This is a genomic window from Haloferax sp. Atlit-4N (assembly GCF_003383025.1).
GTDB lineage: Archaea > Halobacteriota > Halobacteria > Halobacteriales > Haloferacaceae > Haloferax > Haloferax gibbonsii.
In genome coordinates this window covers 331,174-348,119 of sequence record NZ_PSYY01000003.1, presented here as the reverse complement: position 1 = coordinate 348,119, position 16,946 = coordinate 331,174, and the positions used below count along the sequence as shown (strand labels likewise).

Genomic DNA, 16,946 nt, shown 5'->3' with positions numbered 1-16,946 from the left:
ATTCTGTTGGTTGGGAAATTTGTAGATGAAATATTAATATCTAGAATATTTCTAGACTTGAATACAAGAGTCAAGTGACATGCGTCACGTAGATCACGGAGCCGAGCCTGAGGCACGTCATCTTCGGACGGCTCGTCGGTCCAATTCAGCGACGTTGCGGAGCTACCCATTGCCGGTGATTGCAGACGTGCCTGTAAATCGCGTTCTCTATGTAGATTTCACCCCGTTAACTGCACTAAGACGGGTGTCGGTTTGCTGACGCCCCTTTGACTGGGTCACACAGATTCTATCAATTACTACTGCGTTCAACGGGGTTGTCGGGGAGTACAGCCCCACTCCGCGCGATTAGCTCCCGCCGAGCACGCGCTTGAACAGCGTGAACGTGAGCAGGGTGAAAAACAGCCCGTTCAACATCCCCTGACTCGCCGCGAGCACGCGCGCCGCCGGGCCGAGCGGGTTGATGTCGCCGTAGCCGACCGTGCTAAAGCTGATGTAGCTGTAGTAGACGTTGTCGAAGAGCACCTCCATCGTCGTCTTGTCGACGGCGGCGGGGTCGAAGACGCTCCCAGCCTGCGTCAGAAACGGCCCGCCCAGGGCGTAACACAGTCCGAACAGCGCCGGAAGGAGGAACGTGAACGCCGCGATTCGCGGGAGGCGGTTACCGTAGCCGCAGGTGACCTGCATGAGCGTGTTCAGTCCCACGCTGGCGACCTTCTTGCCGCGGGCCCACGTGTTCAGCGAGTACTCGTTGAGGATGATGTCGAAGTTCTTCTGGCGGTTGTAGTAGTAGCGCTTGAACTCGAACTCGCGGCTCGCCGGGGTGTCGCCGACGGCGTTGGCGCTGTCCTGCGCCTTCCGGTACGTTTCTTCGATGATATCGGGCGTCAGTTCCACGGCGAACTGGCCGGTCGCGCCGTTGCCGACGAAGTCGTGGATGGTCCAGTCGTTGCGTTCGAGGTAGCCGTGGTGGTCGCTGAAGTCGAAGCGGTCGAACTCGGTGAGACAGAAGCGGAAGTGGTCCAAGAGTTGGTGTTCGTTGCCGTCGCCCTCCAGCGTCAGGTCGCCGATGGTCGCGCGGGTGAGGTCGTACGGCGTCGGCTCGCCGGAGCCCTGCGAAATCGTGCCGCCGGAGAGCGTCGCGTCGGTGAAGTCGAGGTAGGTGTCGCGGTCGCCGACGAGCACGCGGAAGCGCGCCGTCTCGAAATCAGACTGCCGGAAGTCCGCCCGGTCGTGGAACGTCGTCTCCCAGAACGACGCGCTCGTGAAGTTCGCCGCCTCGAACTCCGCGCCGGCTTCGAAGGTCGCCTCGTTGAACGAGGCGTTGGCTTCGAGGTGCTGCAGTTCGCCCTCGAAGAACGCCCCGCGGAAGGAGGCGAGGCCGTGGAACGCCGCGGTCTTGAAGCTCACGTCCTCTTCGAACCGGGCCTCGCCGAACCGAGCGTTCGCTTCGAACTCGACCCCCTCGAACGAGGCGTCGCACCCGAACGTCGCCTCCTCGGCGACGACGGCGTCGCGGAACTCGCTCTCGTCGAAGTTCGCCTGCCCGCCGAACGACGCCAAAGAGAGGTCGAACGCGCCGTCGACGCGGAGGCGATAGCAGTCGGTGCGGGCGGTGAACGTCGCGCGGTCGAAGTTGACCGCGCCCTTGAACACGGCGTCCTTGAAGTCCGAATAACGGAATCGCGCGAGCTTGTAGTCCGCTTCGCCCTCGAACGTCGCGCCCTCGAACGTCACGTCGTCGTGGGTCGTCCGGCTCCCGCCGTTGAACTCGACGCCGCGGAACTCGGCCAACTGCATGAACCGGGCGTCGGCGAAGCTCGCGTCGTCGTCGAACCGCGCCTCGTCGAAGTCGGCCATCTCGTCGAAGCGGACGCCGTCGAACCGCGCGTCGCCCTCGAACTCGACGTGCTCGAAATCCGACCCCGCGGTGAACCGCGCGCCCTCGAACGTCACGTAATTGAAAATGGCCTGTCTGAAACTCGCGTCGTCGCGGAACGTCGCGTTCGCGAAGGTGATGTTGTCGTCGAGGACGTGGCTGCTCCCGCTGGTCTCGACGTTGCGGAAGCGCGCCGTGCTGTGGAACGTCGCGTCTGCGAAACTGGTGTCGCCCTGGAACACCGTCTCGTCGCAGCGGACCTCGCCGCGGAAGGTCGCCTCCGAAAAGCGGACGTCCTGTTCGAACGTCGCCTCGTTGGTCGTCACCGCGCCGGTCACGGTGACCTCCCGAGCGTCCACGTCGCCGGTGACCACCGCCTCGTCGAGTTTGAGGCGGCCGACCGTCGCCTCGCGGAGAATCAACCCCTGGTCGAGGCGGCCGTGAGTGAGGTCCAACCCCTCGATGTCGGCGTGCTGGAAGTTGAGGACGTGGTTCGTCGCGCCGTTGATGTCCTGGTAGGTGAGCGAAAGGTGCGGGAGGTCCGCTCCGACGTACTCGTTGACGCGGGTGTCGGGCGACTGGAGGTTCGCCCGGAGTTCGCCGACGATGTCGTCGCCGGTCACGTCGAGCGAGGCGCGCTCGTCGCGGCTCATGTGGAACACGCAGAACTCGCTTTCGGGGTGGGCTTCGTGCGGGCACTCCCACGTCGTCTGGAGGTGGGCGTCGGTCTGGACCGACGGGTCGAACGTGTACCGGCACGACGAGGAGGACATCAACGCCGGCGTGGACTCATTTCTCGACATGGCTGGGGAGGGGCGGACGGGTGTGCCGGGGACAGCGGGTGTGGCGGGTGCAGCTGAGGGTGCAGACCCGGCGGGCGCGTTCGGTCTTCGGGGCGACGGTCGAACGCGCGGACAGTCGTATGTGCAACATTGTCTGGTGTTTTGATATATATCTTCGGACCGCCGTCGGCGTCAGTCGAATATCTCGCGGCGCTCGGACGCCGAGAGTTCGGCGTGAATCGCGTTGGGCGAGCAGTGTTCGCACTCGCGGGCGGGGTTGGTGCTCTGCTCGAAGGTCCAAAGCGGCCAGCCGAAGAGGAAGAAGGCCTCCATCTGGTGGCGCTCGATGATGGCCTCGGCGGGCTTGCCGCAGTTCGGACACCACTCGTCGCCGTCGGCCGGCTCTTGGAACGTCACCTTGCGGCGGCCGAACCCGGCGTTCGAGTAGGCCTCGCTTCGGGACATCTCGACGAGGTCCTCGGCGGGGTAGGGGTCGGCGTCGACCGCGTTGTCGAACCCGGTGTCGGTCTCGACGCTCGACGCGAGGTACGGCCCGACGCTGACGGTGTTGTCGTAGCCGACGAAGTGGACGGAGACCGCCGCGCCCCGGCCCTCGACCCGCACCTCGTGGCCGTGGCCGACGAGGTAGAGTTCCACGTCGGAGTTGACCTTCGTGAGGTCGATGTCGTGGGCCATGCCGACCGCGTAGACGCCGGTATCGGGGTCGGTCGCGCTCCCCGACTGCTTCCAGCCGAAGGTGGACACGTCGTAGTCGTCGGGAGCGGCGCCGGGCGTCGCCTCGCCCGCGTAGACGTTCTCCGCACCGGGTGCCGAGACCGCACCGTCGGCGGCGGCGGCCGCGATGAACACGTCTTCGGCGTCGCCGAGGAGCACGTCGCCGTCGACCGACTGGACGTAGCCGTCTTCGAGGCTGCCGCGAATCTCGGTCTCGACGGTCGCGTCGCCGACGGCCGCGTCGTCGGTCACCGGCGCGTGGGTGAAGACGTACTCGGCGTTCTGCACGGTGAGGTCGCCGGCGACGCTCGCGCCGCCGACGAACACGTCCGCTGGGTCGCGGAGTTCGACCGGGGGGCGTTCGGAGCCGTTGAGCGTCACGTCGCCGTCGTAGGTGGTGGCGTTTCGGGTCATCGTTGGGTAGTTCGTTCGGGAGTCATCGCTGAGCCTCTCGTTCGGGCGTCATCGTCGTCTCGGTGTACAGCGCGAGGTCGTGCTCCGGGTAGGTGTGGTACGTCTCGTAGCCGCCGTCGCCGACGCGGATGATGGTCCACGCCTCCGGGCCGAACCGATAGGCGACGGTCGCGTCGTCCGGACCGGGGAAGGCGTCAAGCGGCCGGCCTTCGACGACTGTTTGGGCGTCGAGTCGGTCGCTCTCGAAGCTGAACTCGCGTTCCGAGCCGACGGAAAGCGGCGTCTCGTGGGTTCGCTCGTGCGGCAGCGGCTTGCACGAACACAGCTCGTGAAAATCGAGCGCCGGCAGGCCGACGTAGTGGGACTCGCCGATGACGGTGAGGACCGCCGGTTCGCCCGCGAGCGTCGCCGGGGAGACCGTCTTCACGTCCACGGTCGTCAGGTCTGGCGCGTCGGCGCTGTAGCCGAAGTACAGTTCGGTCGGTGTCTCGGCCGGCGGAGACGGGTCGGAGGCGGCGGGCGGTTCGGTGGTGGAAGGTGGTTGGGAGGGCATGGGAAATCAGGTGTCGACGAGGATGTCGTAGTTCGGGTGGAAGATGGAGTTCTCGCGGACGCCGCGGTAGTGCGGGACCGCGTGCCACTCGGCGGAGCCGTAGTGCTCCTCGCGGGCGCGGACGTACCGGGTCGCGCCGTCGCCGGTGAGCCGGGGCCGGTCGCCGGGCGCGAGCACGTAGAACTGCTCGACGCGCTCGGTCTCGCCGTCGTCGTCGAGGTCCTCGCGCACCCAGTAGGAAAGTTCTTGGGTGAAACCCGCGGCCCCGACGGTGTTGACGAACGCCTTGTGGTGTTCGGGGTAGGCGTCGGGCGAGTAGCCCCACGTCACCGCGACGCCGTCCTCGGAGAGGTGGGTCCGGACGGAGCGGTAGAACTCGGTCGAGTAGAGCGTGAGCAGGTCGTCGTCGGTCGCGCCGGGCACGTCGAGCAACACGAGGTCGTACGTCTCGTTCGTCTCTTGGAGGTACCGGTAGCCGTCGGCGACCGTCGTGTTCAGCCGGTCGTACTCGTGGGCGTCGTCGTGCCAGCGGCCGAAGAAGGGGTCCGTCTTCGCGTCGCGCATGAACTCGCCGTCGAGGTCGACGTGGTCGACGGTGACGCCGTACTCCCGCAGGTGGTCGATGGCAATCCAGTCGCCGCCGCCGACGACGAGTACCTTGGTCTCCGGGCCGGGTTCGACCAGCGACATCGGCACGTCGACTAGTCCCCGATGGTAGCTGTCGGCCCAACTCTCGCAGAGTTGGACGGCCGCGCCGAGGCGGAGGCACTGTTCCGTCCGCCCGTCGAAGTGCGGGTTCGGGCCGGTGCCGGTCCACGTGCGGTTGTATCTGATGACGTGCTGGTAGGCGGTCGTCTCCTGTGAGGTGACCGTCGCGCGCATCGCGCCCGGCGGATACTCGTTTTCTATCTGCTGTTCGAGGTAGAGTTGCGACAGGCGCTCGTCGGCGACGTCGTGCTTGGCGACGACGCCCGCGTAGGTCGCCGTCAAGAGGAGACAGACCACGAGGAGCGTCTTCGAGACCCGGGCGGCCGAGAGCGACCGGTCGGCTCGGGCGCTGTCGGTCGCGTTCCCGCCGTGTGCGGCGCTGGCGGACGAGGCGGGGCTTGCGGACGGGGCGGCGTCGCTGAAGGGCCACCACGACCACTCGCCGAAGTGGGCGACGAAGACGAGCGCGGCGACCCCGTTGAGGAGCGCCAGCACGAATATCGTCGGGATGAGGCCGAGACCCGGGTAGAGGACGCGGGCGTAGACGACGGCACCGGCGAGGCCGCCGACGTAGTCCATCGCGAGGATGACGGAGAGGCCGCTCCTGCGGCCCTCGGTCCGCTCGACGGTCCAGAGGGTACCGACGGCGGCCACGACGAAATCGTGGATTCGCGCGCCCGCGGTTCGGAGCCACGAAGGCGTCGCCGACCCGTCGTCGCCGAGTTCGTCGAACATGCGGGTCAAAAGCGGGAGTTCGAACCCCGAGAGGAACCCGACGACGACGACCGGCAGGCGGGCGACGGTCCAGATGACCTCCGCGGGCACCGCCTGCGGGATGCGGACGCTGTTGAGACCGACGATGAGCAGGAAGCCCGCGGGTGCGGCCGCGGCCAGGAGCACCTCGGTGCGGAAGAAGTTCCCACCGAGGTTCGCGCCGTCGAGGTCGTCCGAGAGCGCCGCGCCGATGCCGAGGCTGAAGAAGTACAGCCCGACCGTGATGACGTACTGGGTGACCGTCCCGCCGTACATCACTGTCAGCAGTTCGGAGTAGACGAACTCGTAGGCGAAGCTACAGAACGACACCACGAAGGTGAGCGTCAGGAGCGTCGCCGTGTCGATTCGCGTGTTGGACATCGATGGAGGGCGAGTGGGTGAATGATAGAGGGCGAGGGAAAGCGCGCGTCAGCCGCGCTCAGATGCGCGGAGAGACTTTCCACTCTTCCTCGATGGAGTATCCCGCGTCACCGATACCGTCGGTGACTTCGAGGTCGTAACACTCCCAGCGGAAGTCGTGGTTCACGTCGTCGCCGACGACGTGCGCGCCGACGCGGTACCAGCCGTCTCGTCCGAGTTGGCTCCCGTTCGCCATGTCGTACTCGACGGTTTCGTTCGGGTCCTGTATCTCACGGTCCCACGGGACCGGGCCGGCGTCGGGCGCGTCGTCTCGCATCGCCGCGGTCGACCCGAGGTAGGCGATACCGAGCGCGGCGACGCCGACGGGGAACCGACTCACTTTGCTGGCGTTGTTCTCGTACCAGTCGTCGGCGTAGTCGCCGCCGTGGTACCACGCGTGGCCGTGGACCGTCCGCGGGGCGGAGGCGTAGCCGCCCGTGCCGCGGCCGGTCGCGCCGCGGCCGCCACCGCCGCCGCCCTTGCCTTTCGCGCTCGCAACCCCGACGGGGCTGAGCGCGGCCAGCGACTGCGGGTCGAACCCTGACAGCGACGACTGCTCGTTGGCTTCGTAGCGGGACATCACCCACGTCTGGTCGGCGAGGTCGACGACGAGCGAGCCGTCGGAGACCTCGAAGTCGGAGACGACGCTCGACTTTCGCGGGGGAGGGGAGTTCGAACCGAGACAGCCGGCGAGTCCGCCGACGGCCCCGAGGCCGGTCAGTTGGAGGAACGTACGACGCTTCATGGGGACTCTCGTCTCTGTCAATCAGAAAACTAGGATAACAGTCTTGTGGTTCGATACGTCTCGCCGGAGAGAACGTCGTGTCCGCTGACGGATTTACGGGCGGACCGTCGCGAACGCGGTCCTGACGCTCCCGATGACGACCCTGTCGAGCGAGTGCGTCGCCGCGCCGAACGCGACGAAGAAGACGACTATGACGAGGAACTCGACGAGCGGGAACGCGCCGAACGGGAATACGCCGACACCGAGGTCCGTGGCGAGCCGGATAAACGCGATGCCCGCATCGACGGCGCGGTCGAACGTGAGAACGGCGATAGAGCCGCCGACGACGGTGACGACGGCGTACACGAGAAGTCGCGGGACGCTGGGGACGGCCCATCCCGACGCTACGCGGTCGGGTCGGCCGGCGTCCCCGGCGACGACCCCGAGCGCCGCGAGTTGCCGGCGGAGTTGGTCGAGCGTCGTCACGACGAAGATGAACCACAAGAACGCCGCGAGTCCGAAGCCGACCGCCGACGCCGAGAGCCCGGGAACGACACCCGTCACGGTGTCGACGAGAGTCGGCGTGGCGCGCTCGACGAACAGATAGAAGACGACGAACCCGAGCGCCGCGTCCACGGGTCCGTACGCCGGGAAGGGCTCGTGTTTGCGAGCGCGGTCGGAGCCGGTGTTCGCGTGCGCGTTCATGCGCGAAGAGACGCGCTGCGAGGGCATCAATCGGCGACTCGATTGTCACGGCGCGAGAGCCAGCCACCGGAGGGTCGTTGGACCCGTGATCATCGGGTCCCGGGGAACGAGACGGAACGAGAGTCTCACATCAATCATCAGGGATGTGAAGCGATTCGCGGAGTTCGCTCGTGAGCCGGTTCACGTCCAGATGCTCGGGTAAGTCGTTCCGCCCGTCGTGTTTCGTGAGCGAGCCGGGCTCGAACGCGGGGTTGCGCTTTTCGACCGTCTCCAGCGGCACCTTGGTCGTGACGGCGAAGTGCTCGACCGGGGAGACGAACCCCCAGAGCGCGCCCGCCGTGTTGAGAACGACGAGAATCGGCGTCCACGGGACCGCGAGGAGCGTGAGTTTCGACTCCGACCAGTAACTTGCCACGCCAGCACCCGTCACGACGAACAGCGTGGCGAACTCGAGAAGGGAGCCGACCCGATAGAGCACCAAGTCGGGGAGCGCGCCGGGGATGACGAACGTGACGAGCGTTATCAGCGGGATGAGCGGCGAGAAGCCCCACGCGACGAGGCGGAACTGCAGAAACAGCTGATAGTGCAGCGGCAGGAGGTCCGAATCCTGTCGCGTCCCGGAGAACCACCGTCGACGCTGCTTGAGCATCGTCATCACCGACGGCGGGGCCTGATTGCGGAACTTGCAGTTCAGCACGCTGAAATCGAGGTCGGCGGCGGCGGCGGCGCGCCACGCGAAGTCCGTGTCCTCGGTGATGGTCTTCGAGTCCCACGTGATGCGGTTTTCGAGGCTCGTCCGAATCGCGATGCCGCCGCCCCACGCGTACAGCGGGAAGCTGAAGCGGCCGAACGCCCGCTGTTCGCGCTGGTAGCCGATACGGAACACCTCTGAGAGGTACGTTACCCACGACCCGGTGTACACCGGCAGTTCGGTTATCTGGATGATGTCGCCCTCCGGCAACCCCTCGAAGTTCGCCATCAGCGTGTCCTCGTCGAGGTAGAGGACGAACTCCTTGTCGCAGGGAATCTCGCGGCGCGCCCATTCGAGCGCGCGGCCCTTGTGAGACGCCGTGCAGGTGAACTCCTCCGGGACGGCGTGGACCGTCGCGCCGTCGACCGAAATCGGCTTCTCGGCGACGACCCGAACGTCGGCGAGGTCGTCGGGGACCGCATTCACCGTCGATTGGACGATGTTGGCCGCGTCGATGGTGATGATGCGAACTTGGATGTCGTCGTAGCCGTAGGCGACGTCCCCGGCGGGGATGGTCTGTCGCCACGCGAGGACGAGCACCTCGACGAACCACGTGAACACCGAGGCCGAATACAGCACGAAGACGGTCCAGACGAGCATCAGGAGGACGAACACCGCCAACTCGGACTGGGCCCCAAACATATAGATTAAACATACATTCTTGAAATAATGAATGTTTGGACGTCGGAATCGGCCGACTCGCAACCGAGTCGAAACCGCGCGCCCGGGTTCCGACGTCCGTCTACCCAGCACGTCGGGAGACTCATTTTCAGACAGTTATAAACCCTTAATTGTTTGAGGTTACACACACCGTTAGAGTCAACCAATATCGGACTAGTGAATACGCATGCACGCACAACACGACCGGTCGCGTCCGGCGACCGTCCCGTCCGGGCCGATTCTCCTCCGCGGCGACCACCGAGCGTCGCTGTCGGGCGCGGAGTTACTCGACTTCCCCGCTGAGGACCGAACGGTGACGGTCGCGTGCGCGTCGGGGACGCGCCACACCGCGACGTGGACCGGGGTTCCGGTCTTCGACCTCTTCGATGACGTCGACCTCGACGACGAGACGACGCACCTCGTCGTCGAGAGCGCCGACGGGTATCGCGTCTGTATCGACGTGTACGACGCTCTCGACGCCGTGCTCGCCTACGCCCGCGACGGGACGCCGATAGGCGAGGAGCACGACTACGAGACGCGCTTTATCGCGCCCGACGTCGACGGGTCGCGGACGGTGAAAGGCGTCCGCGCCGTCGAAGCACGCGCGCTCGACCCGTCTACCGACCCCGAATCGCTCGAAGACATCTCCAAGAGACCCTGACCAGATGACGCGAGAGAGACGGAGTCGGCCGACCCGAACGGACGCGGCGGAGAACACCAGCGACTCCGCGAACGGGTCGAGCAGGCGGGCGTTCCTCGCGTCCGTCGGTGGGGTCGCGGCGGCCGGCCTCACCGCGACAGCGGGCTGTCTCGGTCGAGCCGGGTCGACGCCGACCGTGTCGATTCTCGCCGCCGGGAGCCTCCAGCGGGCGCTCACCGCCGAGTTCGAATCGCCCGAGGGAACCCGCGTGGAGGTCGAGGCACACGGTTCCGCCCGCGTGGCGCGGATGGTCGACGACGACCAACGCGACCCCGACATCGTCGCCCTCGCGGACCCGACGCTGTTCGACGCGCCGCTTTCTGTCCCGTGGTACGCGACGTTCGCCAACAACGCGCTCGTCGTCGCGTACAACCCCCAGACCGACGGCGGCGAGCGAGTCGCCGACGCCGCGTCGTGGCCCGACGCCCTCCTCGACGACGACGTCAGCCTCGGCCGAACCGACCCCGACCTCGACCCGCTGGGTTACCGGACGCGGTTCGCGCTCGCGCTGGCCGCCGACTACTACGGCCGGCCGGCGCTCGCCAACGACCTGCTCCGCCGCGACCAGATTTACCCCGAGACGCAACTGCTCGCGCAGTTCGACGCCGGCGGCATCGACGCGGCGTTCGTCTACCGGAGCATGGCCGTCGAACGCGACTACCCGTACCTCGAACTCCCGGCTGAAATCAACCTGAGCGGCCCCGAACACGCGTCGGCGTACGCGACGGTCTCCTACACGCTCCCGGAGGGTGTCACCGTCCGCGGCGGCCCAATCCGGTACGCCGCGACGCGACGAACCGACACGGCGGCGTCGAAATCGGTGTTCGAGGCGCTCGTCGGGACCGCCGGCGAGTTCCTCGAACCCTCCGGGTTCGCCGTGCGCGCGAGCCACCCGCACTACTTCGGAGATGTCCCACCGAGCGCCTAACCGCCGCGAGAGCGGCGTCACGCGACTCCTGCCCGAGACGTGGCGAGGCCTGACCCTGCTTCTCGCGGGGATGCTCCTCGTCTACTACCTGCTTCCCATCGGCGCGCTCGTCCTCGCGCAGTCGCCGGCGTCGCTGGTCGGCGACGTGACGAGCGACGTCGTCGTGACCGCCGCCACCAACTCCGTCGTCGCGGCGACGCTGAGCACGCTGGTCGCCGTCGCCTTCGGCCTCCCCTTGGCCTACTGGCTCTCGCGCACGTCGTTCCGCGGCCGCGACGTGATTCTGGCGATGGTCATGCTCCCGCTCGTCCTCCCGCCGGTCGTCAGCGGGATGTTACTGCTCAAGCTGGTCGGCCCCGCGGGCCTCGGTCAGCTGACGAGCGTCCCGCTGACGCGCTCGCTGGTCGGGGTCGTCCTCGCGCAGACCTACGTCGCCTCGCCATTTCTGGTCGTGACCGCGAAGACGGCCTTCGACGGCGTGGACAGGCAACTCGAAGCGGCGGCCCGTTCGCTCGGCGAGGACCGCATCGGGAGCATCCGGCGCGTGACGCTCCCGCTGGCGAAGCAGGGCATCCTCGCCGGGGTGACCCTGACGTTCGCGCGGGCGATGGGCGAGTTCGGCGCGACGCTCATGCTGGCGTACTACCCGCGGACGCTCCCGGTGCAGATCTGGGTGTCGTACCTCTCGACCGGCCTCGACGCCGCGTTCCCGGTCGCGCTCGTCCTCGTCGGCATCGCCGTCGGGGCGATTCTGTTGGTCCACGCGCTGGGGACGAACCCGTGGGAGTGAGGACGGGCAGGAGCACAGGAGCCATCAAGGCGGCAAGCTCACCATACCGGACAGCGCGACGAAGCCCGCAGCCGCGAGGAACCGGCGAACCGTCTTCATACTGGAACGTACGGCCTGCGTGTAGATGAACAGGCTGGTTGGAAAGCCCGCCGGCCTCTCGTCATCGCGACAGACCGGCGGTCCTCCGAGCGACCTGGGGGAGTTCGCCTCCGTCGCCCGTGACGTGCTCACCCACGAAAGCCGAGCAGTCGAAGGCCGTTCAGTGAGACGATGACCGTCGAGCCCTCGTGGCCGACTACTGCGAGCGGGAGCGGGATACCTCGGAGGAGGATCGCACCGACCATGAGTGCAATCGCGCCGAAGGCGATTGCGAGGTTGATGGTGAGCGTCCGGCGAGTCCTGCGTCCGAGACCGAGCACGTAGGGAATCTTGCTGAGGTCGTCGCCCATCAGCACCACGTCGGCGGTGTCGAGCGCGACGTCGGTTCCCGCACCGCCCATCGCGATGCCGAGGGTCGCCGTGGCGAGCGCCGGCGCGTCGTTGACGCCGTCGCCGACCATCGCCACGTTCTCGAATCGCCCGACCAGGTCCTCGATGGTCGCCACTTTCTCCTCCGGGAGCAGTTCGGCTTGTACCTCGTCGATGCCGACTTCGTCGGCGATGCGCTGTGCGACGCGCTCGTTGTCGCCCGTCAGCATGACGATGTGCTCCACGCCGAGCGAGCGGAGGTCGTCGATCATCTCGGCCGCGCCAGGGCGAACGGTGTCGGTGAAGGCGAGCCACCCCGACACGCTGACGTCGCCGTGGTGCTCTCGGGCGACGAGGACGCTCGTTTTCCCCTCCGCCGCTAACGTCTGGAGACGGTCGAGGCCCGGTTCGAGACCGCCGATCGCCGCGTCCCCGAGGACGGTCTCGAAGTAACTGCGGTTCCCGATGTGCGTCGTCGTGCCGTCGACGTCCGCTTTGACCCCTTTCCCGGCGACCGACTGGAACCGCTCCGCGTCGGGGACGTCGAGTGAGCGAGCATCTGCCGCCCGTACCGTCGCACGGGCGAGGTGGTGCTCCGAGCGGGCCTGCACCGCGGCCACGATAGAGAGGAGTTCGTCCTCGGTCAGCGTCTCGTCTGCCGTGCCGTCACGGACGAACACGTCAGTCAACTGCGTGTCTCCCTGCGTGAGCGTCCCGGTCTTGTCGAAGGCGACCGCATCGATACGCGCGGCGGTCTCGACGTGCTCGCCGCCCTTGAACAGGACGCCCTGTCTGCCTCCGGAGGCGATAGCTGAGAGGACTGCCGCGGGCGTCGAGATGATGACCGCACACGGCGAGGCGGCGACCATGAGCGTCATCGCGCGGTAGAACGTCCCGGTGAAGTCGTTCCCGAGCGCGACCGGAACGGCGATAGCTGCAATCGTGAGCCCGAACACGCCGAGGACGTACGGTTGTTCGAGACGGTCGATGAGCCGCTGTGTCGGGGCTTTCTCGCTTTGAGCGCGTTCGACCATGTGGATGAGACGGCTGATCGCCGACTCGTGTGCCTGCCGCGTGACTTCGATTTCAAGGCTCCCACTCTCGTTTATCGTGCCGCCGAACACCTCGTCACCGGGCACCTTGGGTACGGGAACTGATTCGCCGGTGAGCGAGGCTTGGTCCACCGTTCCCTCGCCGGACGTGACGATGCCGTCGAGCGGGATTCTGTCGCCGGGGCGGACGACGAACACGTCGCCGACGGCGACCTCCTCGATGGGAACCGTCACCTCCGCACCATCGCGGAGGACCTGCGCCTCGTCCGGCCGCATCTCGACGAGGGACTTGATCGCCCGGCGCGAGCGGCCGATCGCGTAGTGCTGGAGCGTGTTCGACAGCGAAAACAGGAAGAGGAGCATCGCTCCCTCGAACGGTGCGCCGATAGAGAGCGCCCCGAGCGCGGCGACGATCATCAACAGGTCGATGTCGACAGCGCCGTGACGAAGCGTTTCGATCGCCCCCTTGAGCCCGTACCAGCCACCGAAGGCGTACGCGACGCCGTAGCCGGCCCACATGAGGAGTGACGGTCCACCGAGCCATCCCGTCGCCAGGCCGGTCACCATGCCGATCAGCGTCAGCCCGACGAACACGGCCTCCCGCCTGAGGTCCGAGCGGGTGGTCGCCTCGTCGGGTGCCGTGTCGGGGTCGTCCCGAATCGAGACGTCGCGGTCGCGAACCGCTTCTCGAAGCTGTTCCTCCGAGGTGACGCTCTCGTCGTAGGTGATTCGAACGCTCCCCGTTCGGAACGAGACGTCGACGTCGTGGACGCCGGGCGTGTCCCGGAGGTGTCGTGCGAGGGCTCGCGCTCCCGCTTCGCCGCGACCGCCTCGTCGTTCGATCTGGACAGCACACGTCGAGAGCGAGGGTGATTTAGTAACGGTCACGCGGTCTCTCCATACACTGCATCCTGATTCTGTATTGTCGGTCTGTCATCGTGTCCCTGTCTCAGTGCAGACGAAGCGGGTCCCCACTATCGACCGCCCTCGAGTCCTTCTGGTCCGAATGGTTCAACTGACGATCGTCACCGGAATCCGCGCTCGGCGGGTAACCGTCTCGGCAACGCTCCCGAGGAGCGCACGGTCGATTCCCGAGCGGCCGTGGCTGCCCATGACGATCTGATCGACGTCGTGGTCGTCGGCGTATTCCGAGATTGCTCGTGCCGGTTTGCCGACTTCCGTGACGGTAACGAGTTCGGTATTCCGTTCCACCGCGAGGTCCGTGGCCGTCGTGTGGATTTCGGTTGCGACTTCTTTCGCATTCTCGTGCCAGTCTTCGGCGACTGGTAAGCCGCCAGCCTCCACGTCGATAACCGAGTCGAGCGGATTAATCACGTACATCGATGTGATGGACGCGTCCGGAAAGGTCTCGATGGCATAGGCGAGCGCGCGCTCTGAAAGCGGAGAGCCATCGAAGGCGACGAGAACGTTGACCGGCATGAGGGACACTTCGTGGTGAGTAGGGATGAGCGTACTGCCGCGCGGGTGGCGCACCGACGATTCGTGAAGGAAGAGCGTTCACACGGACCGGGTCGTGGACATCACTCGGCCGGATTCGGCGGTTGAACGCACTCAGCTGCCTCGCGTGGCGACGTGAGTGTGCTAGCGACGGGGGTCGTCGCCGTCGGGTGTAGCCTTCTCGTTACACTGCTGGCGTTCTCCGTCGCCCTAACGCCGCCCTTCGAACACCTCCGACCCCCAAGTGTGGGACAGGCATAACCGTCCAGCGCCCCTCTCACTAGAGAGTTACTCATGGATATCTCCGAAATTCTCTCCACGAAGTTCACCGAGTTCGATATCGGGACGCCGCTGTCGAAGGTCGCCGGCGCATTCGAGAATCAAGAACTCGATGCCGTCGTGGTGACTGACGGTGACGAGTATCGTGGTGTCGTCAGCCGCCGACAGTTGGCTTCCTCGTCCAATCAGCCCTCCGCAAAGGTCGGCTCACAGGCCCAGCACGTCCCGACCGTCGAACGCACCGAAGACGTTCGGGAGGTCGCGCGACTCATGATCGGGAGCGACGCCAAAACGCTTCCCGTACTCGATGAAGAGCGTATATTCGGTGTGGTGACCGCAGATGCTATCCTCGAAGCCGTGCGTCCGTTTCTCGATGCCGTGACCGTCGAAGACGCGTATTCGCCGAAGCTCGTCAGCACGACTCCCGAGGCGACGATCGGAAAAGCCCTTAACGTGCTTCGGGAATCCGGTATCGCCCATCTCCCTGTTATCGACGGGGACGACCTTGTGGGGATGGTAAGTCTGTACGACGTTATCGAATTCACGACGCGAGGTGGAAGCAAGAGCCAGGGTGGGTCGTCGGGCAGCTTCGGTGGCCGCGGACGCTCTGGAGGGTCTCACGGTGGATTCGGTGCTCGTGAGGGCGACTCAGACCGGATGCTCGACCTTCCGGTCAGGAATCTGATGTCCGATGCAGTTGTGACGGTCCGCCGAAGCGCCCCCCTCGACGAGGTCGTCGAAACGATGTTCGAACACGAGGTCTCGTCGCTCGTCGTCACGGCCGACCAAACGGGCGACCCAGTCGGTATCATCACGAAGACGGACGTCATTGAGGCGCTCACCTGGGAACGCGACGACCGGAACGCCGTGCAAGTGTTCGGACTCGACTTGCTAGAGGGGATGGACTACGACGACGTCTCCGCGTTGATCGAGAGCGTCACCTCGAAGTACGGCGAGATGAGCGTCATCAAGACCAGTATCGAACTACAGGAACACAAAGAACAGAGCCGAGGTGTACCACTCGTGTTGGCACGGATTCGACTGGTGACTGACCGCGGCTACTTCACGGCCGATGGCGAAGGCTACGGTGCCACCCACGCGCTCCGACTCGCCGCGAACGCGGTCGAACGCCAACTCCTCAAGGGGAAGACGTACGGTCAGTCGAAGAAGCAATCCGACGCTGAGTCTCAAGAGCACCTCTACGGCTGGTGGCTCAGCGGGTGACGAACTCACCTTCCCACGAGAGGGCTGGTCGGCGTCGATCGACGGACAACCAGTATGGTCGGTTGACCGATAATCCGTGAGGGGCAGATTGCACTAAGGGCGAATCTATTGATACCGTTGTTCGACTTCGAGCGCCTCGCGGACGGCGTCGTCAAAGCGTGTCCGTAGCTCGTCGCTGAGCGCCTGGACGTGTGAATCTTGCTGTACTACTTCTAGTGAATCCCAGTTGCCAGCCTCGGTCGCCGCGTACAGTTGTGTGAACTTTTCCCCATTGTTGCCGTACGCAGTAACAACCACGTACGGCTTAGCCTCTTCAGAACCTTCGGAGGTGTGCCTCCCGCGCCACTCTTCGAGTTCGGTGACGCTTACCCGTCCGAACGTCGCCAGCTCTGCGCTGAGTCCACCGGTCCCAAGGCGCTGAATGAGCTGTTCGCGGTCCCATTCCCGTGTCTCGTTGGTCTCGGTATCTCTCCCTATTACGGTTTCTTCGGTTATCGATTCGACGACCCAGTGCGTGAGTAGCGGCCCGGCCATCTCAGCAGTTGACTGAGTACCGACGTCGCCTTCTTGGATACGGTCGCCTTTCTGAACGCGGATGTACCGTGGATTCGACGCGGGGAGATCGATGAAGATCTCTTCCGAATCTACGTTGACCAGTGCTTCGACGCCGTCGATCGTTCGCGTTTCTATCGTTTTCTTTGTGTGTTCAGTCATAATTGGCGGCTTTGGTGTACCGGACGCAGCGAGCGGAAAGTGAGTCGGCTTGATGTGTGCTCTACCGAGTGGCCCATATCCGTCTGGCAGACACCGACTGCATCGACACGCGTCGTCACCGGTTCGGCCGTGCGGCCACCACTTGAGATACGCCGGGGAGACGGTTTACCCTGTCGTCCGTTCGCACAGTGCGGACACACTATCCGCACTCCGAAACAGGGATTCACCGAGACACGTCTAGATCACGACCCT

The 16,946-nt window shown here is 65.6% G+C and carries 14 protein-coding genes; 4 read left to right on the top strand and 10 right to left on the bottom strand.

The genetic code is table 11. The features are described from left to right. Positions 1-345 precede the first annotated feature (345 nt). The 7 genes from C5C07_RS17015 to C5C07_RS16980 form a co-directional block, all read right to left on the bottom strand. Positions 346-2,649, bottom strand: coding sequence for a pentapeptide repeat-containing protein (locus tag C5C07_RS17015; RefSeq protein ID WP_115805630.1), 2,304 nt, complete (start codon positions 2,647-2,649; stop codon positions 346-348). Between the two features lie 201 nt (positions 2,650-2,850). Next, the gene (locus tag C5C07_RS17005; protein ID WP_008097137.1) at positions 2,851-3,807 is read right to left on the bottom strand and encodes a hypothetical protein; all 957 of its coding nucleotides are present in this window, start codon (positions 3,805-3,807) and stop codon (positions 2,851-2,853) included. A gap of 22 nt (positions 3,808-3,829) precedes the next feature. Next, the gene (locus C5C07_RS17000; protein ID WP_115805629.1) at positions 3,830-4,360 is read right to left on the bottom strand and encodes a DUF2617 family protein; all 531 of its coding nucleotides are present in this window, start codon (positions 4,358-4,360) and stop codon (positions 3,830-3,832) included. A 6-nt stretch (positions 4,361-4,366) separates the two neighbouring features. Then, complete coding sequence (locus C5C07_RS16995; protein ID WP_115805628.1) at positions 4,367-6,202, bottom strand: spermidine synthase; 1,836 nt, start codon at positions 6,200-6,202, stop codon at positions 4,367-4,369. Positions 6,203-6,260: 58 nt separating this feature from the next. Next, positions 6,261-6,986 (bottom strand): hypothetical protein, encoded by a 726-nt coding sequence (locus tag C5C07_RS16990; protein ID WP_115805627.1) that lies wholly within the window; start codon positions 6,984-6,986, stop codon positions 6,261-6,263. A 93-nt stretch (positions 6,987-7,079) separates the two neighbouring features. Beyond that, positions 7,080-7,670 carry a hypothetical protein gene (locus C5C07_RS16985; RefSeq protein WP_233510431.1) on the bottom strand — a complete coding sequence of 197 codons (591 nt, stop codon included), beginning with the start codon at positions 7,668-7,670 and terminating at the stop codon, positions 7,080-7,082. A 130-nt stretch (positions 7,671-7,800) separates the two neighbouring features. Further along, on the bottom strand, positions 7,801-9,063 hold the full coding sequence (locus C5C07_RS16980; protein WP_115805625.1) for a glycosyltransferase family 2 protein: 1,263 nt from the start codon (positions 9,061-9,063) through the stop codon (positions 7,801-7,803). A 205-nt stretch (positions 9,064-9,268) separates the two neighbouring features. Here C5C07_RS16980 and C5C07_RS16975 point away from each other — a divergent pair, with 205 nt between their 5' ends. From C5C07_RS16975 to C5C07_RS16965, 3 genes are read left to right on the top strand one after another with little or no spacing between them, the layout of a single operon-like run. Further along, positions 9,269-9,742 (top strand): molybdopterin-dependent oxidoreductase, encoded by a 474-nt coding sequence (locus C5C07_RS16975; RefSeq protein ID WP_008097123.1) that lies wholly within the window; start codon positions 9,269-9,271, stop codon positions 9,740-9,742. A gap of 4 nt (positions 9,743-9,746) precedes the next feature. Next, the gene (locus tag C5C07_RS16970) at positions 9,747-10,709 is read left to right on the top strand and encodes an extracellular solute-binding protein (RefSeq protein WP_115805624.1); all 963 of its coding nucleotides are present in this window, start codon (positions 9,747-9,749) and stop codon (positions 10,707-10,709) included. Next, on the top strand, positions 10,690-11,499 hold the full coding sequence (locus C5C07_RS16965; protein WP_115805623.1) for a molybdenum ABC transporter permease: 810 nt from the start codon (positions 10,690-10,692) through the stop codon (positions 11,497-11,499). The genes C5C07_RS16970 and C5C07_RS16965 overlap by 20 nt, the downstream gene beginning before the upstream one ends. A gap of 227 nt (positions 11,500-11,726) precedes the next feature. Here C5C07_RS16965 and C5C07_RS16960 read toward each other — a convergent pair whose 3' ends face one another. After that, a complete protein-coding gene (locus C5C07_RS16960) occupies positions 11,727-13,907 on the bottom strand; it encodes a cation-translocating P-type ATPase (protein WP_115805622.1) in 2,181 nt (726 codons plus the stop codon). A gap of 123 nt (positions 13,908-14,030) precedes the next feature. Next, entirely contained in the window at positions 14,031-14,459 is a 429-nt protein-coding gene (locus C5C07_RS16955; protein WP_115805621.1) for a universal stress protein, read from the bottom strand. A gap of 312 nt (positions 14,460-14,771) precedes the next feature. On the opposite strand from C5C07_RS16955, the gene C5C07_RS16950 reads away from it, so the two are divergent. Beyond that, the gene (locus C5C07_RS16950; protein WP_115805620.1) at positions 14,772-15,980 is read left to right on the top strand and encodes a CBS domain-containing protein; all 1,209 of its coding nucleotides are present in this window, start codon (positions 14,772-14,774) and stop codon (positions 15,978-15,980) included. 105 nt (positions 15,981-16,085) lie between these two features. Here C5C07_RS16950 and C5C07_RS16945 read toward each other — a convergent pair whose 3' ends face one another. After that, positions 16,086-16,694 (bottom strand): hypothetical protein, encoded by a 609-nt coding sequence (locus C5C07_RS16945; protein WP_115805619.1) that lies wholly within the window; start codon positions 16,692-16,694, stop codon positions 16,086-16,088. Positions 16,695-16,946 lie beyond the last annotated feature (252 nt).